We start from the raw sequence: 22995 nt of genomic DNA on the forward strand, positions 1-22995 counted from the left end.
TGTGATCGAGGCCGGGGGCTCTGCCCCCGGACCCCCGAGATATTTTTAGCCAGATGAAGGGGATCCCCCATTTGGCGAGGAGTAAGCAAGATGAGCAAAATGGCGGATTATGACGGCCCGATCCTGGAGATCGACAAGCTGTCGATTTCATTCTTCACCCGCTTGCGGGAAATCCCTGCAGTGATGGATTTTTCAGTCAGCGTGCAGCCCGGTGAAGCGGTTGGGCTAGTGGGAGAATCCGGCTGTGGCAAATCCACCGTGGCACTTGGGGTCATGCAGGATCTTGGCAAGAATGGTCGAATTGTCGGCGGCACAATCAAGTTCAAAGGGCGCGATTTGTCCGAGATGACTTCGGACGAATTGCGCGACATTCGCGGCAACGAGATCGCGATGATTTATCAGGAGCCGATGGCCTCATTGAACCCGGCGATGAAGATCGGAAAGCAATTGATGGAAGTGCCGATGATCCACGAGGGCGTCGGTGCCGAAGAAGCATATGCCCGCGCGTTGGAGGTGGTGACAGATGTGCGCCTGCCCGACCCCGAGCGGATGCTGAACTCCTTCCCGCATCAGTTGTCGGGCGGTCAGCAGCAGCGGATTGTGATCGCAATGGCGCTGATGTCAAAACCATCGCTGCTAATTCTCGATGAGCCAACGACCGCTCTGGACGTGACAGTTGAGGCCGCCGTGGTCGAACTGGTTAAGGATTTGGGTAAGAAATACGGCACTTCGATGCTGTTCATTTCGCATAACCTGGGTCTGGTTCTTGAGACCTGCGACCGGCTGTGCGTGATGTATTCTGGTGAAGCCGTTGAACGTGGCTCGATCCACGATGTGTTCGACGAGATGCAGCATCCCTATACGCAGGCTCTGTTCCGTTCGATCCCCCTACCCGGCGCAGACAAGAACGCGCGGCCTTTGGTGGCCATTCCGGGGAACTTTCCCTTGCCGCACGAACGCCCGCCGGGATGTAACTTTGGTCCACGTTGCGACTATTTCGAAGAAGGTCGCTGCGACGCGCAGAACATTCTGATGGAGCCAGTGCCGGGCAATGATCGCCATCACACGCGCTGTCTGAAGTTCCAAGAGATCGACTGGAATGCGCCGATCACAGTGGGCGAACAGAAGGAAAAGGCCGAGATTGGCCGCACCGTTCTGAAAATGGACAACCTCAAGAAATACTATGAGGTAGCCGCAAACGCGTTGTTCGGCGGAGGTGACACGAAGGTGGTGAAGGCCAACGAAACGCTGAGTTTCGAAGCGCACGAATCCGAAACACTCGCCATTGTAGGTGAATCCGGTTGTGGCAAATCCACCTTTGCCAAGGTGCTGATGGGGTTGGAAACAGCGACCGATGGTCAGATTCTGCTGGACAACCGCAATATCGAGGCCGTGCCCATCGAAGAACGCGATGCCAAGACCGTGGGTGAAGTTCAGATGGTTTTCCAGAACCCGTTCGACACGCTGAACCCCTCGATGACGGTGGGCCGTCAGATCATCCGCGCGCTAGAGATATTTGGCGTCGGCAAATCCGAGGCTGAGCGCAAGAAACGCATGCTGGAACTGCTGGACTTGGTAAAACTGCCCCGGGCCTTTGCCGACCGCATGCCAAGGCAACTGTCCGGCGGCCAGAAACAGCGTGTTGGTATAGCGCGGGCCTTTGCCGGTGATGCGCGGATCGTGGTCGCGGACGAACCGGTCTCGGCGCTGGATGTATCGGTGCAGGCGGCAGTAACCGACCTGCTGATGGAAATTCAGCGCGAACACAAAACGACGCTGTTGTTCATCAGCCATGACCTGTCCATCGTGCGCTATCTGAGTGATCGGGTGATGGTGATGTATCTGGGCCATGTGGTCGAACTGGGCACAACCGATCAGGTCTTTGCCCCGCCATATCATCCCTATACCGAAGCTCTGCTGAGCGCTGTGCCGATTGCGGACACGTCTATCGAAAAGCAGCATATCGTCCTTGAGGGAGACATCCCGTCAGCGATGAGTCCACCTCCGGGCTGCCCATTCCAGACCCGGTGCCGTTGGAAGTCCGAAGTTCCGGGCGGATTATGTGAACGCGACGTGCCGCCAGTAAAAACTCTGGCCGATGGGCATCAGGTGAAATGCCACCTTGCCGAAGACATTCTGGCCCGCATGGAGCCCGTGATCAAAATCGCTGCGGAATAGAGAAACGAACTCGAAAAAGGCCGGTTTTTGACCGGCCTTTGTTGCGCCTTGAGGTTTCGGGGTGACAAAACTTAACCCGTAAGAACATTATTCCCAAAATGCATGAACTCCTGTTTCATGCCTGCAATCTCTCCTGCTTCAAGCTGTAGACTACCGTTTTCTAGCATCTTGTGACTTGGCTGTGCCTTCACCCACTCATCCGCTGATTGCAGCGTCGTGAGGGTATAGGACGTCACTTCGTTCAGGTAGTGCGTCGGAATAACAATCTTGGGCTTAAGCTTGGCAACAATGTCATTTCCCTGATCATAGCTAAGGATATGTTCTGATCCATCAACCGGCAGTGTCAGAACATCCACCTGCCCGATCGCATCCCAGAACTCCTGAGGGGGGTTGTGGCGGTTGTCTCCCCAGATGAGCGTGCGGATCCCTCCGGTCTCTACAAGATAGACGACCATATCCATATGCCCGACATTGTTCGGAGGGCAGGCTTCAGCGCCGAATTCGGCCAGAGCGTTCGTCCAATCGTACCAGCCCGGAGCGACACAGGCATGTTTATCGGCAAAGCCTGTAATCTTGAGATCGGCGAATTCAAAGTTTCCGACCATCCGATCCAGTACCATGGTCGAGCTGGGCCGTTCGATCGCATCGTGATCGAAATGGGCGTGCGTGGACATGGTTATGTCAACCGGGATTTGCGGGAACTCATTTCGGAACCATAGCCCCCACGCCCCCGATGGATCATCGCGCCACGGGTCGAATAGAACCGTCGCCCCGCTTGGCGAGGTGATCTTGATTGCACAATGGCCATAGTAATCGATACTAACCGTTCCAGTGCTGGACTGGCCGGTGGTACCCTGCAGGTCGATTACGTGGTTGTTGTTGCCAGGTTGAAGCCACGCCTGCGACTGCGCCTGAACCGGTTTAGCGCCTATCAGCGAAGCCCCGGCGCAAACTCCAGCAGCGCCTGCCGCCATGAATAGTGACCGGCGCGAAAGTCCCGGTGCCAAGTCATCTCTTTCACCCTTCAGGAATGTCGGTTTAAGATCATTGCGATCCATGTTTTTTCCTCTCTGTTGGACAGTCGCGGTGATCTCCGCGCTATCTTCGACAGGATACCGAGGTCGGTCAGATTGGTTCAGATCGGAAATTTCCGGGGAAAATATGGGGGAAATCCCCATAGTTGGCCATCACGAAATCGTGAGGAGATGGCTCCGCAGGTTTTGGCCCCGCCCCTCCAGGCCAAGCTTGCGCCTTATATTATTGCGGTGGAAATCTATCGTCGACGTCTCACGTGACAATGCTCGGGCAATATCTTTTGTTGTCTTACCGGACATAACCAATTGCGCAATTTCGATCTCGGTCGGAGTCATCACTGCGAAAGCGTCTGATAGCCTGTCCGACATCAATGACGTGATCTCTGTCAGGTTCTGTTCGGCCAGATCGAGGTAAACGTGCTGAGCCTTATCCGGTCCAATTTGGTCCCGTAGCTTGTCAAGATAGGGTATCACCATGCTACGAACTCGTTCTACAATCTGCTGGTCCCGGTTTTTCCGATCCTCGTCCAAGCTGGATAACAATACACGCAGCGCGGTGTTGGTTTCCTGTAGTTCGCATGTCCGTTCCTGCACGCGGGTTTCCAGTTGCGCTAGCGTAATGTTCAATTTTTCCTCAAGCGCTCGGCGCAGGTAAACCTCTTGTAATAAAGCCAGATCCGACTCGACCATGCGGGCAAACTGTGCCAGTCCTTCGCGAAAGATCAGCGCTCGGCGATTGCGTTTTCGGTCCAGGACGCAAATTGTCCCAAAGACAGAGCCATCTGGCCATTTGAGTGGCAAGCCTATGTAGAACGACATGCCATGCTCTAAATCTTCATTATCATACCACGCTGGTTCGCATGCAGCGTCTTCTACCACAAGCTCTTCGTCGCGTTGCAACACGCCCTGACAATAGAGTTTCGGATTCAGGCGAAAATTCATCCCCACTGGATATGGGTTATCAGGATGATCCGAAGTAATGAGCACTGAGTGATCAGGGGCGTCGGTTTTCATGATCAGGCTGGCAGGAACATCGGCAAGCTGGGCGACTAGATCTACCAGTCGCTGCCAATTGGCCAAGGTTTCCTTGGGTATCTGCGGGCGATCAACTGCCATCGACAAGGTTCCCTATCCTGAGCGTTACCCGAACAGGTTAAGGTGACGAACTGCTTGTAATCAAGAATCGGGCACTCTGCATCGCAGCGTGGCCAATTTAGCCGCCCCAGATCACTTTTACGTAGTTCTGGGTTTCCTTGTACGGCGGAACACCGCCGTGTTTCTCAACGGCCTCTGGCCCCGCATTATAGGCCGCCAGTGCCAGGCGCCAGGATTTAAACTTTCGATATTGCCACGAAAGATACCGCGCGCCGCCTTCCAGGTTTTGTTTGGGGTCATGCGGGTTCACACCCAAAAGCTGCGCTGTGCCGGGCATCAACTGTGCCAGACCCAATGCACCCTTGTGAGATTTCGCATGTGGGTTCCAACCGCTTTCCTGCTGCACCAAACGCAGGAACAGGTCTTCTGGCACCTTATGTTTACGCGCCGCCTGACGAGCCAGTGTTATGAACTCACCGCGATACTTCCCTGTATATCGCTTGTTGAACGTGGGCTGAGCAGGTTTGGGCTTGAGCCGTTCAGAATCCCGGTACTGTGTTGCTGCGCGTGAATCCAAAACCTTGGACTGTTTAAGAAAAATGTCCTTCCGGCTTTTCGTCGACAACGTTTGCGCCGCTACCGGAACCGAGCCCAGAGCAATGCAAATACCAACAAAACCACCAACCAGAAAACGCATTAATGCCGATCTCGCTCGTTCAGGACCTTATCGAGTATAGATATCTCAGTAAAAAATGAAAGCTTGGTAAGGAGAAGCTTAGTAAATTCTTGCTCTGTGTTGCAGCCATCAACTGTGTTTCAACCTAGCCGCAGGAGGTATAGGGTCGCTTGGAAACACAGCGCCAGATTCGGGCGCGCATACGTCAATTCAGAACGGGGAAATACATGGCGGGTTCAGTCAACAAAGTCATTCTGGTCGGAAATCTTGGCCGCGATCCCGAGGTTCGGACATTCCAGAACGGCGGCAAGGTTTGCAACCTGCGCATTGCCACATCCGAGACATGGAAAGACCGCAACACCGGTGAGCGCCGCGAGCGCACAGAATGGCACTCGGTCGCTATTTTCAACGAAGGGCTTGTTCGCGTCGCAGAGCAATACTTGCGGAAAGGATCCAAAGTTTACCTCGAGGGCCAACTGCAGACCCGCAAATGGCAGGATCAATCCGGGCAAGACCGTTACTCGACCGAGGTGGTCCTGCAGGGCTTTGGCTCTACCCTTGTGATGCTGGATGCTCGCGGTGAAGGCGGCGGTGGTGGCTACGGTGGCGGCCAGTCCGGTGGTTATGGCGGAGGTCAGGCCGGTGGCGGTTATGGCGACCCATATGGCGGCCAATCCAGTACCCCTGCCCCGGCATCTGGCGGAATCGACGACGACGAGATTCCGTTCTAAGCAAAGCGGAGACGTATCATGACATGGTCCTTCTCACTCGGCCGGTTACTTGGGTCGGAACTGAGGGTCCATGTCACCTTCTTCCTACTTTTGGCATGGGTCGCTTTCGCCGCCTATTCCAGCGGTGGCCTGCCCGCAGCCATCGAAAACCTGATCTTCGTTCTGGCACTGTTTGCCTGCGTCGTCGCGCATGAATTCGGGCACGCATTAATGGCGCGGCGCTATGGGATCAAAACCCCCGACATCACTCTTCTACCGATCGGTGGGTTGGCGCGGCTGGAACAGATGCCGGAACAACCAATGCAAGAGGTCTGGGTCGCCCTTGCCGGACCTGCCGTAAACATAGTCATCTGGATCGTACTGGTCGCGTTTGGGGCCGGAATGCCGTTGGAGACCTTGGCTCAGATCGACTCGCCTGGGCCAAGTCTGTTGAACCGGTTGGCGTATGTGAACCTGCTTCTGGCTGTTTTCAATATGATCCCGGCCTTTCCGATGGATGGAGGCCGAGTGTTCAGAGCCTTATTATGCCTGAAGATGGACCGGGTGAAGGCCACAAAAGTGGCCGCGATGGGCGGTCAATTCGTTGCCTTGGCATTTGGGTTCTGGGGCTTGAGCACTGGCAATCCCATATTGGTTCTGATCGCGGTCTTTGTATTCGTCGCGGCCAGCTCGGAAAGCCAGGATGTTGCTATGCGCTCGGTGGCGCGGCGGGTGCTGGCTCGTGATGCCATGATCACAGAATTTCACGCCCTGTCCCCGTCAGATACGCTGGCGACCGCAGCGCAAGCAGTCATTCACACCACACAGCACGAGTTTCCGGTACTTGACTCAGCTGGCGCTCTACTGGGGTTCGTGACCCGAGACCGCCTGTTCACAGCGCTGGCCGGGGAAAATCCGCGCTCGGACCCGGCCACGTCCATCATGGTGACGGATATACCACAGGTGCAACTGACCAGCGGGCTCGAAATGGTTCTGGACACGCTGCACAAAGGTGCCCCTGCCATCGCGGTCTGCACTCAGGCTGGCAACATGGTTGGCTACATCACCCGCGAAAACATCGGTGAGCTGATGGTGATCCGCAGTCGTTAATCAGACGGTTGCCAAGGCATCTTCCAACACAGAAATCACCGCGTCGCGCGGGACGTCCGACGTCACAAATGCCTGGCCAATCCCCCGTGCCAGGATGAACCGCAATTGGCCGTCGATGACCTTTTTGTCCTGCGCCATCAGATCGACCAAAGCCTCGGCACTTGGCAAGTCGCCCGGGATATCAGCCAGATCAGTTTTCATACCCATCGCGCGCAAATGCGCCCGCACGCGGCTAGGGTCTTCCTGCGAACACAAGCCCAGACGCGAGGACAATTCAAACGCCAGCGCACAACCAATAGCCACACCTTCGCCATGCAACAGACGATCCGAGTACCCGGTCGCGGCCTCAAGCGCGTGACAGAACGTATGGCCAAGGTTCAGCAGCGCGCGGTCGCCCTGCTCGGTCTCGTCCCGTGCCACGATGTCGGCTTTCATCTGCACAGAACGTGTTACGGCACGTACGCGCGCGGCCATATCTCCACCCGACACATCGGTTCCATTGGTTTCCAACCAATCAAAGAAATCGGAGTCGCCCAGCAGGCCGTATTTAACCACTTCGCCATAGCCTGAAAGGAAATCGCGCTGTGTCATGGTGCCCAGAACCGAAGTATCGGCCAGCACAAGCGATGGTTGGTGAAACGCACCGATCAGGTTCTTGCCCTGCGGTGCATTGATCCCGGTCTTGCCACCAACAGAGCTATCGACTTGCGCCAGCAGAGAGGTCGGGATTTGCACAAAGCGCACCCCACGACGCAGAACCGCAGCGGCAAAGCCGACCAGATCGCCGATGACACCGCCACCAAAGGCGATGACCACATCGCGGCGCTCGACCTTTTCCGCCAACAGCCATTCGACCGTGCGTTCGAAATGCGGCCAGCTTTTGGTGCTCTCACCCGCTGGCAATGTCAGTGACGTCATCTCGATCCCGGCCGAGGCCAAACCGTCACGTAGCGCATCCAGATGCAAGGCACCCACGTTTTCGTCGGTCACCACTGCCACTTTGGGTCGCCGCAGCAAGGGCGCGATCCGGATGCCAGCCTGCGCCAGCAGGTCCGGGCCGATTTCCACGTCATACGAGCGTTCGCCCAGCTCTACATGTACAGTTTGGTGCATTACTTCCGTTCCAAAACATCGGGGCGTGTCGCTAGCGCTTTCAGCACCCGGTTCACCATATTCTCGATCGAGGTTTCGCCGTCCGACTCCGCGATCAGGTCGGCCTGCACATAAACCGGCACGCGTTGTTCGTACAAGCCACGCAACGTCGCATACGGGTCTGCCGTGCGCAGCAACGGGCGCGTGTCCTTGTGTTTGACGCGATTCCACAGAACGTCCAAATCTGCCCTCAGCCAGACCGAGACACCGCGCTCTGTAATCATCGTTCGGTTCCGTTCAGCCAGAAAGGCACCGCCACCCGTCGACAGAATGCCTTTTTCCTCATCCAACAGACGCCCGATAACCTGAGATTCCTTGGCGCGGAAAAACGGCTCTCCGTCACGTTCGAATATCTCGGGTATGGTCATGTTGGCCGCCGATTCGATCTCGGCATCGCTGTCGAGGAAAGGAACCCCCAACCGCGCGGCCAATGCACGGCCCACAGCAGTCTTTCCTGCGCCCATCATGCCTACAAGAACGACTGTTTTGTGCAGTGCAAAGCCTGCATCCGTGTCCGAGCTGAGGGTGTTATGCTTAATTTCGCTCATTTCACCGTGAATGACGTGATCTTAGGAAAAATGCTAGCTATAACTATGGCAAAACAGAAAATTGAGGCAGTGTTGAACAATGGGCCGTGTGATCAAGTTCTTATTATACCTGATTTGCCTGAGTTTCATCGGGCTGGTGGCATACGCCTATCTGGGGCCGTTCTTCGGTGTAGATTTCTCAGCGCCTCAGGAAGAGATTCGAGAACCGGTAATCCTGAATGTCGAATAAGGCCGCAGTGGTCGCGCTGTTCCTGGCCGGATCGGCGCAGGCACAGCAGGAACCTCTTTCCGTCATTGATTGGCTGAGCAACCCGCCAGAAAACCTGCCGGGAACAGTTCTGTTGGAGCCGCCAGTAACACAAACCGGTGTGCAACCGGACGTCGAAGTCACCCCGCTTGAGGCCCTGTCGCCGCCACTTGGGCTGGTTTCTTCATCCGTGACCGGCCTGCCCGTTGGCCTTTGGCAGAACAGCGACCCCGACCGGCTGGCGCAGCTGATCGCCCGGGTGCCCGTCAAGTATAACCCAGCCATGCAGCGGCTACTGTTCACTCTGCTGCTGTCCGAAGCGCGCGCACCGGCTGGGCCGAATGCGCAGGAAACACTTCTGTTAGCGCGGCTGGATCGCCTGATGCAGCTTGGCGCAGCTGATCCCATGCAATCATTGGTGCAACTGGCTGGCCCCACCGACAGCCGCGAACGGTTCCAGCGCTGGTTCGACGCGACACTGTTAACCGGGGACGAAGACCGCAGCTGCACCGCGCTGATTGCTCAGCCACATCTGTCGCAGGACTACGCGGCGCAGATTTTCTGCAAGGCGCGCCGAGGCGACTGGGGCTCGGCCGCGCTGACGCTTGAGGCCGCCCATGCGCTGCAAGTCCTGCCGCCCGAAGATCTGGATGTGCTGGATCGGTTCCTTAGCCCCGAACTGTTCGAAGATGCAGAATATCTGCCGCAACCGGACAATCCCGATCCACTTACATTTCGTCTGTTCGAAGCGATCGGTGAGCGCCTGCCATCTGCCCCGCTGCCGCGAGCCTTTGCAAATGCCGATCTGCGCGATGTAGCCGGTTGGAAAGCCCAAATTGAAGCTGCCGAGCGTCTGACACGTATCGGTGCACTGACCCCCAACCAATTGTTGGGCCTGTATACCGAGCGTAACCCAGCGGCCTCGGGTGCAGTGTGGGATCGGGTGTCCGCCATTCAGAAGTTCGAAAGTGCTTTGGAATCCGGCAAGCCACAAGCCATCTCGAACACTCTGCCCTCTGTCTGGTACCAAATGCGCAGCGTTGGTCTTGAGGTTCCATTTGCCGAGTTGTTCGCAGGTCGACTATCGCAGTTCTCTCTGCCTGACGCTGAGAGTGAAAGCCTGCGATGGCGCGTCCTGCTGCTGTCCGAACTCTATGAAAAAGCTGCCCTGTCGCCACCAGACCAGTCCATCGAAGCGATGTTTCTAGCCGCATTGGCGCAGGGTGATCCAGGGCGCGCGCGCACCCCGTCCCCACAAGCCGATGCGGTAGCTCAGGGTTTTGCCTGGGCTGCACCAATCCCCTCGGACATCGAGTCAATGCTGGAAAACGACCAATTGGGCGAGGCAATTCTTGAGACAATGGAGTTGTTCGCACATGGTGCGCGCGGCAATCTTGTCGATCTGACTGCTGCAATTGCAACGCTGCGCCGGGTGGGTCTTGAGGACACTGCACGCCGTGCGGCGCTGAACCTTTTGATCCTGCAGGACAGCTGATCATGGCGTCCCCGGCTACATCAGACCTGTGGATTTCCACTTTCCTGCAAGCGCAAGCTGCCGAGCTTGGGGCCGCCAACAACACCCTATTGGCCTATGGGCGTGACCTGAAAGACTTTGCCGACTGGCTTGAGCGTCGCAAAGTCGGATTTGACGACGCTGACCGAGATCGGATTGAACGCTATCTGATCGACTGTGATGCGCAAGGGCTGGCACAATCCACCCGAGCACGTCGCCTTTCTGCCATAAAGCAAATCTATCGTTTCGCATTCGAGGAAGGCTGGCGCGAAACCAACCCCGCCATCCAGATCAAAGGACCGGGGCGCCAGAAACGCCTGCCAAAAACACTGGACGTACCCGAGGTTGACCGACTGCTGCAGGCCGCCCGTCAGACCGGGCGCACCAAGGCGGACCGGGTACGCAACACCTGCCTGATGGAGGTGCTGTACGCGACCGGTATGCGCGTGACCGAGCTGGTCTCGTTGCCGGTTTCATCCGCACGGGGCGACCCGCGGATGCTGTTGGTGTTGGGCAAAGGTGGCAAGGAACGGATGGTTCCGCTGTCCCCACCTGCCCGCGAAGCACTTGCCGCATGGCTTGCGGTTCGGGATGACGCCGAAGAGCAATTGGTCGCAAATGGCGGTCAGCGATCGAAGTTCCTTTTCCCATCGCGCGGAAAATCAGGTCACCTGACACGGCATATGTTCTTTCAGTTGGTCAAGGAACTCGCGGTTCAGGGTGGCGTTTCCCCGGAAAAAGTCACTCCACACACGTTGCGACATGCCTTTGCTACTCATCTATTGGCGAACGGAGCTGATCTGCGGTCGATCCAAACACTGTTGGGGCACGCGGATGTCGCAACCACAGAAATCTATACGCATGTCTTGGATGAGCGTCTGGCCGAACTGGTGTTAGAGCACCACCCGCTGGCGAAAGACACCAAAGACAAAGGCTAACCCCTTGATCCGCAGGGGGCGCGCCCCCATAACGGATGCAACAACACCAACAATTTAGGACCGATGGAACCCTCACCTTCTCTGATCGACGGCGCATTCTGGTTTACCACAGGCGCCATTTTGCTTTTGCTTGTTCTGTCGGGCTTCTTCTCGGGTTCTGAAACTGCTTTGACCGCATCTTCGCGCGGCAAACTGCGGGCGCAGGCCGACAAGGGCTCGCGCGGGGCGCAAAAGGCGCTGGATATTACCGATGACAATGAACGGCTGATCGGCTCAGTCCTGCTGGGCAACAACTTGGTGAACATCCTCGCGGCCTCGCTGGCGACGGCGCTATTTACCCGACTGTTCGGAGAAAGCGGCGTGGCGCTGGCGACACTGGTAATGACCTTGCTGGTTCTGATCTTTGCCGAGGTTCTACCCAAAACCTACGCCATCACCAACTCGGAAAAAGCGGCTGCGGCTGTTGCTCCGATCATCAGTATCGTTGTTACAGTCTTCTCGCCCATCGTCGCAGCGGTGCGCCTTCTGGTGCGCGGCGTTCTGCGCTTGTTTGGGGTTCAAATCGACCCGGACAGTAATATCCTTGCCGTGCGAGAGGAAATCGCAGGTGCCCTGCAGCTGGGCCATTCAGAAGGCGTGGTCGAAAAGGAAGACCGGGACCGCATCCTTGGTGCGCTGGATCTGGGCGAGCGCGCGGTGGAAGAGATCATGCTGCACCGCTCAAATATCGAGATGATTGATGCTGACGACGCGCCCGAGGCCATTCTGCAGCAATGTCTGGAAAGCCCGCACACGCGCTTGCCTGTATTCCGCAATGAGCCAGAGAATATCGTGGGCGTCGTCCACGCCAAGGACCTGTTCCGCGCCATGTATGCCCACGCTGGTGGCACCGAAAACGATTCCAATCGTCTGAAGGAATTCGACATCTCGAAAGTGGCGAACGATCCTTATTTCGTACCGGAAACCACAACGCTGGACGACCAGATGCGCGAGTTCCTGCGAATGCACAGCCACTTTGCGCTGGTAGTTGATGAATACGGCTCGTTGCGCGGCCTGATCACGCTTGAGGATATTCTCGAAGAAATCGTAGGCGAGATCGCCGACGAGTTTGATATCGAGGAAGACGTACCCGTGACCCGCACCGAGGATGGGCAATTTCTTGTCGAAGGTGCAATGACGATCCGTGACGCCAACCGCGCAATGGATTGGTCGCTGCCGGATGAAGAAGCGAACACGATCGCCGGGTTGGTCATTCACGAAGCACAGATGATCCCGACAACAGGTCAGGTCTTCTCATTCCACGGGTTCCGGTTCGAGGTCACCGCCCGCGAAGGCAACCGCGTGACCGAGCTGAAGATTCGACCGTTGTAACCAGCGACACGAATTGTCGCTAACGGAACAGTAAACCCCTTCCTTCGCTTGCACGCTTTGGCCAATACCAACGGAGGCGAGACGTGAAGACCACAACTCGGGTAGCGGTAATCGGCGGGGGTGTCGTCGGATGTTCGGTTTTGTATCACCTGACCAAGCTTGGCTGGTCGGATGTCATGCTATTGGAGCGGTCTGAGCTGACCAGCGGTTCAACATGGCACGCGGCGGGTGGGTTTCACACCTTGAACGGCGACACCAACATGGCGGCGCTGCAGGGCTATACGATCAGGCTGTATAAAGAGTTGGAAGAAATCACCGGCATGTCCTGCGGCCTGCATCACGTGGGCGGCGTGACACTGGCGGACAATCAGGACCGGTTCGACATGTTGCTGGCCGAACGCGCCAAGCACCGGTTCATGGGTTTGGAAACCGAAATCGTTGGACCGGACGAGATCAAGAAAATCGCTCCCATCACCAATACCGATGGCATCATCGGTGCACTCTACGATCCGCTGGACGGTCACCTTGATCCGTCGGGCACAACTCATGCCTATGCAAAGGCAGCCCGGATGGGCGGTGCTACGATCGAGACCCATTGCATGGTGCGTGAAACCAACCAACGCCCCGACGGCACCTGGGATGTGGTCACCGACAAAGGCACCATTCATGCCGAGCATGTGGTCAATGCCGGCGGTCTGTGGGCGCGTGAAGTCGGTGCAATGGCAGGCATCTATTTCCCGCTACACCCGATGGAGCATCAATATCTGGTGACAGACTCGATCACCCAGATCGAGGCGATCATAGACGAGGGTGGCGAACACCCGCATGTGATGGACCCCGCTGGCGAAAGCTATTTGCGGCAGGAAGGGCGTGGGTTATGTATCGGCTTTTACGAACAACCCTGTAAACCTTGGGCGGTCGACGGAACACCTTGGGAGTTCGGCCACGAACTGCTGCCCGATGATTTCGACAAGATCACCGACAGTATCGAGTTTGCTTACAGACGCTTCCCCGTTCTTGCCGAGGCAGGCGTAAAGTCGGTTATCCACGGTCCGTTCACCTTTGCGCCCGACGGCAATCCTCTGGTCGGGCCTGTATCGGGGGTTCGCAACTATTGGTCTGCCTGCGGCGTGATGGCCGGGTTCAGCCAGGGCGGTGGCGTCGGTCTGACACTAGCGCAGTGGATGGTCGAAGGTGAACCCGAGCGCGACGTTTTCGCGATGGATGTGGCCCGGTTTGGCGACTGGATCAGCCCGGGCTATACCCGCCCGAAGGTGATCGAGAACTATCAGAAACGTTTCAGTGTCGCCTACCCGAACGAGGAATTGCCCGCCGCGCGCCCGAACCGGACAACCCCGATGTACGATATCTTCAGCGATCTGGGTGCCGTGTGGGGTCAGCAATACGGGCTGGAAGTACCGAATTATTTCGCTCAAGACGGTGAACCGGGCTATGAAACGCCATCATTTCGCCGCTCGGACGCCTTCGCGGCAACCGGGCGCGAGGTACGCGCTGTTCGCAATGGTGTTGGCATCAACGAGGTTCACAATTTTGGAAAATACCGTATCACCGGCCCCTCTGCCCGTGGGTGGTTGGACCGGATAATGGCCGGACGTATCCCGCAACCGGGTCGGCTGTCTTTGACGCCAATGCTGTCCCCCAAGGGCAAGCTGATCGGCGATTTCACCGTTTCCTGCCTGAGCGAAGGTGCGTTCCAGTTGACCGCGTCCTACGGCAGTCAGGCTTTCCACATGCGCTGGTTCCAGCAGCATCAGCAAGATGGCGTACAAATTGAGAATATCAGCGACCGGCTGAACGGCTTTCAGATCGCCGGTCCCAAAGCCGCAAAAGTTCTGGCCGCCTGTACGCGGGAAGATGTTTCAGCCCTTCGTTTCCTTGATGTACGTCCTATGACCATCGGCATGACCGACTGTATCGTGCAGCGGGTCAGCTATACTGGTGATCTCGGGTATGAGATCTATTGCGATCCGATGGCCCAAAGGCAACTTTGGTGGACGTTGTGGCAGGCCGGACAAGCGCATGACATGGTACCCTTTGGCATGCGCGCGATGATGAGCTTGCGTCTGGACAAGTTCTTTGGATCCTGGATGCGGGAATTCTCACCCGATTATACGGCTGCAGAAACGGGCCTGGATCGGTTCATTTCTTTCTCGAAGAGCATTGATTTTATTGGCCGTTCCGCCGCAGAGCTGGAGCAGACCCAAGGGCCAGCACGCAAACTGGTTGCTTTCGTGGTAGATGCTGACGACACCGATGTGAACGCATATGAACCCATCTGGCTGGATGGCAATGTCGTGGGCTTTTGCACGTCGGGCGGATATTCACATTATGCAGACAAATCAGTCGCACTGGGCTTTTTGCCCACAGAGCGGATAAGCGATGGGCTTGAAGTCGAGATCGAAATCCTTGGCCAACTGCGCAAAGCTCGCATGATCTCGGAACCGCTGTTTGATGCAGATGGTACGCGCATGCGGGGATGACACCATGCGGCGATCGCGGCATGGTGGCGGCATGACGCAGATTCCCATTCTTCTGCTGGCCGCTGGACAATCCAGCCGCATGCGCGGCCAAGACAAGTTGCTACAGGTCGTCGACGGCAAGCCTTTGCTTCGCCGCGCGGCAATTATCGCCCAACAAGCGGCGCCCGTTATCGTCGCGCTACCTCCGGCACCACATCCCCGCCATCAAGCATTGGAGGGGCTGGACCTTTGCAAGTCGGAAATCCCCGACGCCCACGAAGGTATGAGCGCCAGCCTTCGGGGCGCTTTGGCGCATGTGTCGCCTAATGCGACCGCTGCGATGGTTTTACTGGCGGATTTACCGGATATCACCTCGGATGATCTAAAGAGCGTTTTATCTTCCGTTCAGTCCCACCCGGATAAGCTGATTTGGCGTGGCGCGACGGAAACCGGAAAACCTGGACACCCAGTTGTGTTTGACCATAGCCTTTTCGGCCACCTTAAACGGTTGTCCGGGGACCAAGGCGCGCAATCAATCGTGCGTGCGTGTTCAGATAAAATGCATCTCGTTCCCCTGCCAGACCAGAACGCCCTGCTGGACCTAGACACGCCAGAGGAGTGGGCTGAGTGGCATAAAAAACGCACTGCCAAAAAATAACACGGCCCGGTCGAAGACGACCGGGCCGGCACCCAAGACAGGACTACCACTTTTCATCAATCCCGAAAACGCTGCCAAAATTGCCTTAGGACAACCTGGCTATTCCGCTGCCGAACCTAAACAAGACCCCCTCGTTAACATGCCGCTCAGCGCTTCCGGTGACTGTGACAAGCCTTCAACACCCCCTAGTGCCGTCGGCTCCCCTCGCTTGGGCATCTTCATCGTCACCTATCCGATGGCTTCAAACAATGTAAAATTCGAAAGAAGGGTAAATTTTACCGGTATCAGAATGGTTTTTCCGCAACATCCGCCAAGCGTAACTCAACCTAAGAGGTACCATCCCCAGTGAGCAAAGCCACGCCATCCTCCATTATGCCTATACCTAAATAGCCCTCTGGCTTTTATGCTATAAATTATTCCGAGAGAGCGGCGCAGGGAACTTACAGGACAACAACCTTAAGAAGATCACCCCGAAAGAAGAAGGGTTCGCGATTTGTTTGTTAACCAAATATATTTAATTCGACCGTTTTTGCGACTTGAGCCCCAAAACAGCGACAATTCGTCGATTCGCAGGCAATGATTCGCCTATTTCCACCATTCTGAATAATCAGCTTGGCGGATAGAGCAGCCTCTTTGTGGCAAAATTAAGATTTCTTAACAAAACTCTCAGGAAACAATCAGAGTAAGCGCGCATTTCCTGTCTCAACGCGTGGCCGCAATCACGTGACATAAACAGGAGACAAAAATGAGCATCCGCAAATCCTCTCTACTTTTGCCCGGGACAGCCAGTTGGGTCGGCGCAGGCGCCTTAAGCGCCGCATTGCTGGCGACCACCGCCCTGCCCTCAATGGCCGACGAAGCATTGGCAGACCTCGTTGAAAGCGTGTCGCCTGCGGTCGTCACCATTATCGCGGAACAGGACACCGCACCGATGCCTGCCCAGGGACGGCAGTTTGACCTTGATCAGCACCCGTTTGGGGAATTCTTCAAGCGCTTCGGGACACCTGAAGGGTTCAGCCCCCCGCAACGCGGACCAGCACAGGGGCTGGGTTCAGGATTTGTTTTGGACGAAGCCGGGTACATCATTACCAATCACCACGTTGTCGATAATGCCAAGACTGTGACAGTACGCATGTCGGACGACCGTACCTTTGAGGCCGAAGTCGTTGGCACCGATCCGTTGACTGATATCGCCGTTCTGAAAATCGACGCAGGCGAAGTCCTGCAGGCCGTTCAGCTGGGCGACAGCGATGTCATCCGAGTGGGTGAAGATGTTGTGGCAATTGGCAACCCGTTTGGGCTGCACTCGACCGTGACCACCGGGATCGTATCGGCCAAAGGCCGCAATATCTCGGATGGGCCATATGCCGAATTCATCCAGACTGACGCGGCGATCAACAAGGGCAACTCGGGCGGTCCATTGTTCAATATGGACGGTGAAGTAATCGGCGTGAATTCAGCCATCTACTCGCCCACCGGAGGGTCCGTTGGTCTGGGGTTTGCTGTGACGTCTAACATCGTCGAACATATCGCTGCCGACCTGCGCGATGATGGTCAGGTCAGCCGTGGCTGGCTGGGCGTATCGATCCAAAATGTCAGCCCCGAACTGGCCGCCGCACTGGGTATCGACAATTCGACTGGTGCGCTGGTCTCGGACGTTGTCACTGGCAGCCCGGCCGAGGGTGTTCTGCAACAAGGTGATGTCATCCTGACGTTCAATGATGAGGTCGTGGACTCTAGCAGCGATCTGCCAATCCTTGTTGGCACGACCAAAGTGGGTACGGACAGCGTCCTGACAGTTTTGCGTGATGGAACTGAGCAACAGCTTGAGCTGACAATTGGCCAACATCAAAGCGCGTCGGCCCAAATCGACAAGTCGGTGGACGAAACCATTTCCGGCACCAGTTTGGGTGTGACTGTTGCGCCGCTGACCGATACGAAACGCGCCGAAATGGGCGTGGGTCAGAATATCGACGGTGTGATCGTTACCGACCTGAAGCCTGACAGCCCGGCAGCCAAAGCCGGTCTGCAGCGGGGCGATGTGATCGTGAAGCTGGGCGGTCAAGAGACCGCGACGCCGGATGCGCTGATAGCTGCGCTGGACAGCGAAAAGACTGACCCTGCGCTTGTTTTGATCAACCGCGGTGGAAACCAGATCTTTGTTGCAGTGGAAATCGCCTAACCTAACTCACGCGCGCGCCACGTGATGGGGAAATCTGGCGGGCGCCTCCTCGGCGGTTTGAATTGTCCGCAAACCGCTGGGACTGCCGGGTGCACAGCTCTGCACCCGGCAGATTATTTAGCCAAACCATGTGCTTTACCCCAATTTTGTGGTTAAATCCCGGTAGAAAGGAACTCGGATCATGAGCCGTCGCCTGCTGATCGTCGAAGATGACGAAGACACCCGGGACTTCATCGCCAAAGGGTTTGGCGAAGAGGGCTATGTCGTAGAAGCGGCCGAGGATGGCCGTGAGGGCCTTTACCACGCCACCGATGGCGGATTTGACGCAGTGGTTCTGGATCGGATGCTACCGGAGTTGGATGGGCTATCCCTCATCAAATCAATGCGCGCAGCGGGTGTGAAGACGCCAGTTCTGATGTTAACCGCGATGAGCGCCGTCGACGAGCGCGTCAAAGGCCTGCGTGCCGGGGCGGACGATTACCTGGTCAAGCCGTTTTCCTTTCAGGAACTACACGCCCGGATCGAGGCTCTGCTACGCCGACCGCAAGAGGCCGAGGAAGGCAAGTCTTTGACTTGCCGCGATCTTGAGATGGATCTGCTGACCCGTAAGGTTACACGCAACGGACGCGAGATCACCCTTACCCCGCGCGAGTTCCAAATTCTTGAGTTTTTCCTGCGCCGGAAAAACCGTGTGGTGTCCCGCACGATGTTATTGGAAGGTGTCTGGGATTATCATTTCGACCCGCACACCAATGTGGTCGATGTCCATATCTCCAAGCTGCGCCGTCAACTGGACGAAGGTGATGAGCCACCGCTGATTGAAACCGTCCGGGGCGCCGGCTACATGATATCTGATGGATAACATAAGGCTTTCCTTCAACAATTCCCGAACACGTCTTGTGCTGGCCAGCATGGTTCTCAGCACGTTGCTGACGGCTGCTGTGCTGGCATTGGTATACGTGACAGCAAACCGCAGTATCGAGGGTGAGACCCGCTCGGTTGTTTCCGCTGAGCTGACCGGTCTTGCGGATGAGTACGAACGCCGGGGATTGATCGGGTTGATAGGGGCAATAGAACGCCGCATTCCAACAGCTTCTGATCGGGATGCATTGTATCTGCTGACCGACCGGTTCGGTGTCACTCTGGCTGGAAACCTCAAGCAATGGCCAGAAAATATCACCGCCGGCAGTGGTTGGGTGAACCTTGAACTACGCCGGGCCGACAATGATCAACTTGTGCCCATCTCAGCGGCTTCAATCCGCCTGCCCCGCGGCGAGCGACTTCTGGTGGGCCGTGACGCGTTGGCACGGCAACAGTTTGATCGTGTTTTGTTGCGGTCGGTCGGAATGGCACTTGGGATAGCCCTGGTGCTGAGCGTTCTGACCGGCTGGCTGTTCACCCGCCTGGTCTTTTCCCGACTGTCTGATATCGCCAGCACGGCTGAGAATATCGTCTCGGGCGATCTATCCCGGCGAATGTCCTTGCGGGGCACCGGCGATGAGTTCGATCAGGTCGCCGGGACGCTCAACACCATGCTGGACCGGATCGAGGAACTGGTCAGCAATCTGCGCACCACATCGAATTCTATCGCGCACGATCTTCGATCACCCCTGTCGCGCTTGAAACAACGGGTGGAAACCCTGTCTGATCCTTCCAAAACGGATCATGAGCGCGAGATTGATATCGCGCGGGCTAGTAACGAGATCGACCATGTGCTGCGCGTACTAGGCCAATTGACCGAAATCTCTCGGGCAGAGGCCGGTGTGGGCCGCGAGCAATTCGAACAGGTAAACCTGCAGCAATTGGTGGCGGATGTGGTTGAGCTTTATGATCCCGTCGCTGCGGATCAGTGTATCAAGCTTGAGGTAACAGGCTCGGCGGCACCCATTCCCGGGCACCGTCCGCTGCTGTCCCAAGCGCTATCGAACCTGTTGGAGAACGCACTGCGCTATGCGCCGCAGGGCACGACAGTAACGATCAACCTGTCAGAGGACGCCCCCTACACCACCCTCAGCGTCCGCGACCAAGGTCCAGGTGTCCCGCAAGAGGATCTGTCGCGCCTGCAAATGCCGTTTGTCACGCTGGACCCAGCACGATCCGAGCGAAATGCGGGGCTGGGACTGGCGCTGGTCGCCGCAATCTCGCACATGCACGGCGGTGTCTTTGAGGCCCACAACTGTGATCCGGGGCTTGAGGCATCAATTAAACTGGCGCGGAAACCCTAGGTCGGCACGCCATTGATTGCCATCGTCTTGTTTTTATAGCGTTTGTCCGAGGTCACATCAGTGCCGAACCAATCTGGTGGAATATAACCTATTGCCTCACCCTCGGTCTGAAATTCCACCTCAACCAGTTGCAGCGGGGCAAGCTCACCCAGGAACACGTCCAGCTCAAACACACGCCCATCCGGCAGTTGTCCGGTGTACCGTTCCTTTTCGACCCGACGACCATCCGTCTCGGGCCAGAAGGTTTCGAATTGCTCGGCTGATATCTCGGCCTCGCGCTCGACCCGCACAAGCGCGCCACTGCCTTTGAGGGTCAGAAAAAACTTGTCGTTCTTCTGTCGCAATCGCAGCTCAGTGGAATCGTCGGGTGCCGTCAAATACCCCTGACGTACCACGGCCCTTTCTGCACTGCTTAGGTCTGGCAGCTTTTCGACCAGAAACTTGCGTTCAATTTCGGTGCTCATTTGCTTGAAATCACTCCATTTCCAATTCGTCGAACAACGCTTGATAAGCCGTGCTCGCGACGCTGCGGCCAGCAAAAATAGGAACAGGAGCACGGTTCTGCCCCATGCGTTCGATATCCGCGGCAAATGGGATTTCAGTCTGCAGGAACCGTTTTTTGTAGGCTGTGCGCATCTTTTCCATCGTCTCAAGATGTAGGCTCTTGCGCCGCTGCACCATTGAGAAAAAAGCCTTTAACTTTTTCTTAGGTAGCTTGTGTTCTTCAAAGAAGTTGACCAACTGCTCAAGCGACCGCTCTGATAAGGTGGTCGGGATGACAGGTACAACAATCTGATCCGAAGCTTTGAAAACATTCTCGGACAGGGTCGAGAAATTTGGCGGGCAGTCCAAAATAATCACGTCATAGTCGCTGCCAGCGGTGGTCAGCGCCTTTTTCAGTCGCGACCGCTTGTTCCTCATCCTGGAGAGGAACACATCAAAATCCCGAAATGTCAGGTTTGCGGGCAGCACATCCAAGCCTTCAAAATCACTGGCGCGGATCGACTTTGTGAAACGATCCACATCTTCGAAGAAACGCGCGTCTGTAAGTTTTTTCGAGGGTTTCACCCGAAAATAGAACCCCGCCGCCCCTTGCGGATCAAGGTCGCACAACAGCACCGTGTACCCCGCCTGCGCATATGCATACGCCAGGTTCACCGAAGCTGCGGTCTTACCCACACCACCCTTGTTGCTGTAGCAGGCAATGATCTTCACGCCTCAATCCTCCTTATGGTGAAACAGGGTTCGGAACAGGTTCTGGATATCCGGGCTGTCGAAACGTTGAAAATTGGCGACCACACGCTCGCGCTCGGCCCGCTGACGCTGGTTTAGGACAGCGATCAGACCTCCGACAGCCATGGCAAGTTGCGCATTCGCCCGTCCTTGCGCATTGCTCTGGGCCGAGACGAATTCAACCAAGGCTTCTTGCTGAACCGAATAGTCATTAAACAGCCCCAGATTATCCTGAAGTTTTTTCAACGGCTTGATGAGCGTTTTGAAATCACCCTTGTCGAAAAGAGGGGCAAAGAACTCCATCAGATAGCGTAGCTTTTTGCAGGCGATCCGCAGGTCATGCACGTTTTCATCCGGCGTTTCCGGAGTGATGCCGCGCGCCCGTTTGCATAGCTTGCGATAGCGTTTCCAGATCAGCGCACAAGCATAGTCATAGGCACCGCGATCTGCATTGGGACCGGGCTCCAACCCCTTGGTGTCCGCAAAGAGCACCAAAAGATCCTTCATCTGCCTGTCGTAGTCCGCACTACGAAAACGTCGGGACAATTCGACAAGTGCTCGGGTGCGCTCTTTCGCGAACTGCGCGAACATGACCTCAACACCAACGTGAAGATTGGAAGGTATAAGGTTGAAGTATAGTTCTTTTTCCAAAAGATAGACATCCAGGTCGCGAGCCCGTCCGGTAGAGGACATCAGATCCGCGAACTCCTGCTTCAAGACGGCTGTCTGTTCAGGTGAAAACACCCCTTTGAACAAGCTCACGACCGATCGAACACGCCGCAGCGAGACGCGATAGTCATGTAAAAATTCCGTGTCGATATCTGCGACCACGCCAGCCTCATTCTGGCGTGCCACGGTCAGAAAAGTGTGGATAATATCTGCTGCCACCTCGATCGATGGCTCTTGTGTGCTTAGCTTGATCTTGGGTTTTGCACTATAGCGAACAACATCGGGAAACAGATGCTGAAGCAACGGCTCAATACCTTCCACCGTGCCAGCCATATTCCCCAGTGCTGCACATACTGTCCGAAAGGCGCGATCATATCCGCGCATCGGATGAACATTCAGAATGGTCGCCTGTCCCTGCTTTGTGGTCAACGAGAGAACACGGCCGCGAACTTGTGTTTTTTGCAGCTTATCCAGAACGGCAAACCTACTGACTTCCATGGTCCCTGAGCCCATGCTCATCATCGCGCACAGCTTTGGAAATTTTTTCAGCGCCGCGCGAACCGGACCATCGGGCAAATCCTGTACGAATTGTCCCTTGCCGCTGCAGTCCTGAACCACATCATCTTGATCTCGTTGCAGCAATTGCAGCATGCCGTTGGATTCGATCAACATTCGACCATCCGCTCGGAGCGACTGATCGTGACAATCCAACACTTCAAACGATTGCGCAGCCTTTGGTGTTTCGAATTCGGGGGTCAATCCATCAAGCGCTTTTGAAAACCAATCCAGATCGAACGTCCCCGAAATGGCAAAGAAACCGCGTGTCTCTGCCATCACGAACGACCTTCTTTCGGTGAATCAGGGCAGTCGATCAAAAATGCCTCGATGATATTACAGGCGCTGTTACCTTCTTCAGTCGTGAGGATCGTAAAGGCTTTAAGTGTCCTCAAAGCCGTATTCCTTTTACACCTGTCTG

At 56.2% G+C, this 22995-nt stretch carries 20 protein-coding genes; 12 read left to right on the forward strand and 8 right to left on the reverse strand.

Translation table 11 applies throughout. The annotated features are described in order from the left end of the window. Window positions 1–90: 90 nt before the first annotated feature. Window positions 91–2178, forward strand: coding sequence for a dipeptide ABC transporter ATP-binding protein (locus tag GOW93_RS01900; protein ID WP_170381371.1), 2088 nt, complete (start codon window positions 91–93; stop codon window positions 2176–2178). A 71-nt stretch (window positions 2179–2249) separates the two neighbouring features. Here the strand turns inward: GOW93_RS01900 and GOW93_RS01905 are convergent, their stop codons facing one another. From GOW93_RS01905 to GOW93_RS01915, 3 genes are all read right to left on the reverse strand, one after another. Then, window positions 2250–3236, reverse strand: a complete 987-nt coding sequence (locus GOW93_RS01905; RefSeq protein WP_170381372.1) for an MBL fold metallo-hydrolase — start codon at window positions 3234–3236, stop codon at window positions 2250–2252. A gap of 129 nt (window positions 3237–3365) precedes the next feature. After that, window positions 3366–4328, reverse strand: a complete 963-nt coding sequence (locus GOW93_RS01910) for a LuxR C-terminal-related transcriptional regulator (protein ID WP_170381373.1) — start codon at window positions 4326–4328, stop codon at window positions 3366–3368. 97 nt (window positions 4329–4425) lie between these two features. Beyond that, complete coding sequence (locus GOW93_RS01915; protein WP_170381374.1) at window positions 4426–5004, reverse strand: lytic transglycosylase domain-containing protein; 579 nt, start codon at window positions 5002–5004, stop codon at window positions 4426–4428. A gap of 206 nt (window positions 5005–5210) precedes the next feature. Here GOW93_RS01915 and ssb point away from each other — a divergent pair, with 206 nt between their 5' ends. Beyond that, window positions 5211–5714, forward strand: coding sequence for a single-stranded DNA-binding protein (gene ssb, locus GOW93_RS01920; RefSeq protein ID WP_170381375.1), 504 nt, complete (start codon window positions 5211–5213; stop codon window positions 5712–5714). A gap of 18 nt (window positions 5715–5732) precedes the next feature. Beyond that, complete coding sequence (locus GOW93_RS01925; protein WP_170381376.1) at window positions 5733–6803, forward strand: site-2 protease family protein; 1071 nt, start codon at window positions 5733–5735, stop codon at window positions 6801–6803. On the opposite strand, the gene aroB is transcribed toward GOW93_RS01925, so the two are convergent. Further along, window positions 6804–7916, reverse strand: coding sequence for a 3-dehydroquinate synthase (gene aroB, locus GOW93_RS01930; protein ID WP_170381377.1), 1113 nt, complete (start codon window positions 7914–7916; stop codon window positions 6804–6806). Then, window positions 7916–8503: a shikimate kinase gene (locus GOW93_RS01935; protein ID WP_170381378.1), complete on the reverse strand. Its 588-nt coding sequence runs from the start codon at window positions 8501–8503 to the stop codon at window positions 7916–7918. Before GOW93_RS01935 ends, aroB begins: the two co-directional genes overlap by 1 nt. 79 nt (window positions 8504–8582) lie before the next feature. On the opposite strand from GOW93_RS01935, the gene GOW93_RS01940 reads away from it, so the two are divergent. The 9 genes from GOW93_RS01940 (at window position 8583) to GOW93_RS01980 (ending at window position 20117) form a co-directional block, all read left to right on the forward strand. Then, window positions 8583–8732: a hypothetical protein gene (locus GOW93_RS01940; protein ID WP_170381379.1), complete on the forward strand. Its 150-nt coding sequence runs from the start codon at window positions 8583–8585 to the stop codon at window positions 8730–8732. After that, window positions 8722–10245, forward strand: coding sequence for a hypothetical protein (locus tag GOW93_RS01945; RefSeq protein ID WP_170381380.1), 1524 nt, complete (start codon window positions 8722–8724; stop codon window positions 10243–10245). Before GOW93_RS01940 ends, GOW93_RS01945 begins: the two co-directional genes overlap by 11 nt. A 2-nt stretch (window positions 10246–10247) precedes the next feature. Further along, window positions 10248–11201, forward strand: a complete 954-nt coding sequence (locus GOW93_RS01950) for a tyrosine recombinase (RefSeq protein WP_170381381.1) — start codon at window positions 10248–10250, stop codon at window positions 11199–11201. A gap of 63 nt (window positions 11202–11264) precedes the next feature. Beyond that, window positions 11265–12572 (forward strand): HlyC/CorC family transporter, encoded by a 1308-nt coding sequence (locus GOW93_RS01955; RefSeq protein WP_170381382.1) that lies wholly within the window; start codon window positions 11265–11267, stop codon window positions 12570–12572. 83 nt (window positions 12573–12655) lie between these two features. Next, window positions 12656–15073, forward strand: a complete 2418-nt coding sequence (locus GOW93_RS01960) for a GcvT family protein (RefSeq protein WP_170381383.1) — start codon at window positions 12656–12658, stop codon at window positions 15071–15073. 4 nt (window positions 15074–15077) lie between these two features. After that, window positions 15078–15710: a nucleotidyltransferase family protein gene (locus GOW93_RS01965; RefSeq protein WP_254443431.1), complete on the forward strand. Its 633-nt coding sequence runs from the start codon at window positions 15078–15080 to the stop codon at window positions 15708–15710. A gap of 745 nt (window positions 15711–16455) precedes the next feature. Beyond that, window positions 16456–17892 (forward strand): Do family serine endopeptidase, encoded by a 1437-nt coding sequence (locus GOW93_RS01970; RefSeq protein ID WP_170381384.1) that lies wholly within the window; start codon window positions 16456–16458, stop codon window positions 17890–17892. A gap of 181 nt (window positions 17893–18073) precedes the next feature. After that, complete coding sequence (locus tag GOW93_RS01975) at window positions 18074–18754, forward strand: response regulator transcription factor (RefSeq protein ID WP_170381385.1); 681 nt, start codon at window positions 18074–18076, stop codon at window positions 18752–18754. Further along, a complete protein-coding gene (locus GOW93_RS01980) occupies window positions 18747–20117 on the forward strand; it encodes a sensor histidine kinase (protein ID WP_170381386.1) in 1371 nt (456 codons plus the stop codon). Before GOW93_RS01975 ends, GOW93_RS01980 begins: the two co-directional genes overlap by 8 nt. Here the strand turns inward: GOW93_RS01980 and GOW93_RS01985 are convergent. From GOW93_RS01985 to GOW93_RS01995, 3 genes are read right to left on the reverse strand one after another with little or no spacing between them, the layout of a single operon-like run. Further along, on the reverse strand, window positions 20114–20581 hold the full coding sequence (locus GOW93_RS01985) for a CYTH domain-containing protein (protein ID WP_170381387.1): 468 nt from the start codon (window positions 20579–20581) through the stop codon (window positions 20114–20116). The genes GOW93_RS01980 and GOW93_RS01985 overlap by 4 nt on opposite strands. A 10-nt stretch (window positions 20582–20591) precedes the next feature. Continuing rightward, the gene (locus GOW93_RS01990) at window positions 20592–21332 is read right to left on the reverse strand and encodes a ParA family protein (protein WP_170381388.1); all 741 of its coding nucleotides are present in this window, start codon (window positions 21330–21332) and stop codon (window positions 20592–20594) included. Between the two features lie 3 nt (window positions 21333–21335). Beyond that, a complete protein-coding gene (locus GOW93_RS01995) occupies window positions 21336–22853 on the reverse strand; it encodes a CHAD domain-containing protein (protein ID WP_170381389.1) in 1518 nt (505 codons plus the stop codon). Between the last annotated feature and the right edge of the window lie 142 nt (window positions 22854–22995).

Origin of the sequence: Ruegeria atlantica (assembly GCF_013032455.1) — a bacterium.
Lineage (GTDB): Bacteria > Pseudomonadota > Alphaproteobacteria > Rhodobacterales > Rhodobacteraceae > Ruegeria > Ruegeria atlantica_B.

What these genes read in the sequence shown, in the direction of transcription:
- GOW93_RS01900 (WP_170381371.1), top strand. Translation starts at nt 91, where the DNA reads ATGAGCAAAATGGCGGATTATGACGGCCCGATCCTGGAGATCGACAAG.
- GOW93_RS01905 (WP_170381372.1), bottom strand. Translation starts at nt 3,236, where the DNA reads ATGGATCGCAATGATCTTAAACCGACATTCCTGAAGGGTGAAAGAGAT.
- GOW93_RS01910 (WP_170381373.1), bottom strand. Translation starts at nt 4,328, where the DNA reads ATGGCAGTTGATCGCCCGCAGATACCCAAGGAAACCTTGGCCAATTGG.
- GOW93_RS01915 (WP_170381374.1), bottom strand. Translation starts at nt 5,004, where the DNA reads ATGCGTTTTCTGGTTGGTGGTTTTGTTGGTATTTGCATTGCTCTGGGC.
- ssb (WP_170381375.1), top strand. Translation starts at nt 5,211, where the DNA reads ATGGCGGGTTCAGTCAACAAAGTCATTCTGGTCGGAAATCTTGGCCGC.
- GOW93_RS01925 (WP_170381376.1), top strand. Translation starts at nt 5,733, where the DNA reads ATGACATGGTCCTTCTCACTCGGCCGGTTACTTGGGTCGGAACTGAGG.
- aroB (WP_170381377.1), bottom strand. Translation starts at nt 7,916, where the DNA reads ATGCACCAAACTGTACATGTAGAGCTGGGCGAACGCTCGTATGACGTG.
- GOW93_RS01935 (WP_170381378.1), bottom strand. Translation starts at nt 8,503, where the DNA reads ATGAGCGAAATTAAGCATAACACCCTCAGCTCGGACACGGATGCAGGC.
- GOW93_RS01940 (WP_170381379.1), top strand. Translation starts at nt 8,583, where the DNA reads ATGGGCCGTGTGATCAAGTTCTTATTATACCTGATTTGCCTGAGTTTC.
- GOW93_RS01945 (WP_170381380.1), top strand. Translation starts at nt 8,722, where the DNA reads ATGTCGAATAAGGCCGCAGTGGTCGCGCTGTTCCTGGCCGGATCGGCG.
- GOW93_RS01950 (WP_170381381.1), top strand. Translation starts at nt 10,248, where the DNA reads ATGGCGTCCCCGGCTACATCAGACCTGTGGATTTCCACTTTCCTGCAA.
- GOW93_RS01955 (WP_170381382.1), top strand. Translation starts at nt 11,265, where the DNA reads ATGGAACCCTCACCTTCTCTGATCGACGGCGCATTCTGGTTTACCACA.
- GOW93_RS01965 (WP_254443431.1), top strand. Translation starts at nt 15,078, where the DNA reads ATGCGGCGATCGCGGCATGGTGGCGGCATGACGCAGATTCCCATTCTT.
- GOW93_RS01970 (WP_170381384.1), top strand. Translation starts at nt 16,456, where the DNA reads ATGAGCATCCGCAAATCCTCTCTACTTTTGCCCGGGACAGCCAGTTGG.
- GOW93_RS01975 (WP_170381385.1), top strand. Translation starts at nt 18,074, where the DNA reads ATGAGCCGTCGCCTGCTGATCGTCGAAGATGACGAAGACACCCGGGAC.
- GOW93_RS01980 (WP_170381386.1), top strand. Translation starts at nt 18,747, where the DNA reads ATGGATAACATAAGGCTTTCCTTCAACAATTCCCGAACACGTCTTGTG.
- GOW93_RS01985 (WP_170381387.1), bottom strand. Translation starts at nt 20,581, where the DNA reads ATGAGCACCGAAATTGAACGCAAGTTTCTGGTCGAAAAGCTGCCAGAC.
- GOW93_RS01995 (WP_170381389.1), bottom strand. Translation starts at nt 22,853, where the DNA reads ATGGCAGAGACACGCGGTTTCTTTGCCATTTCGGGGACGTTCGATCTG.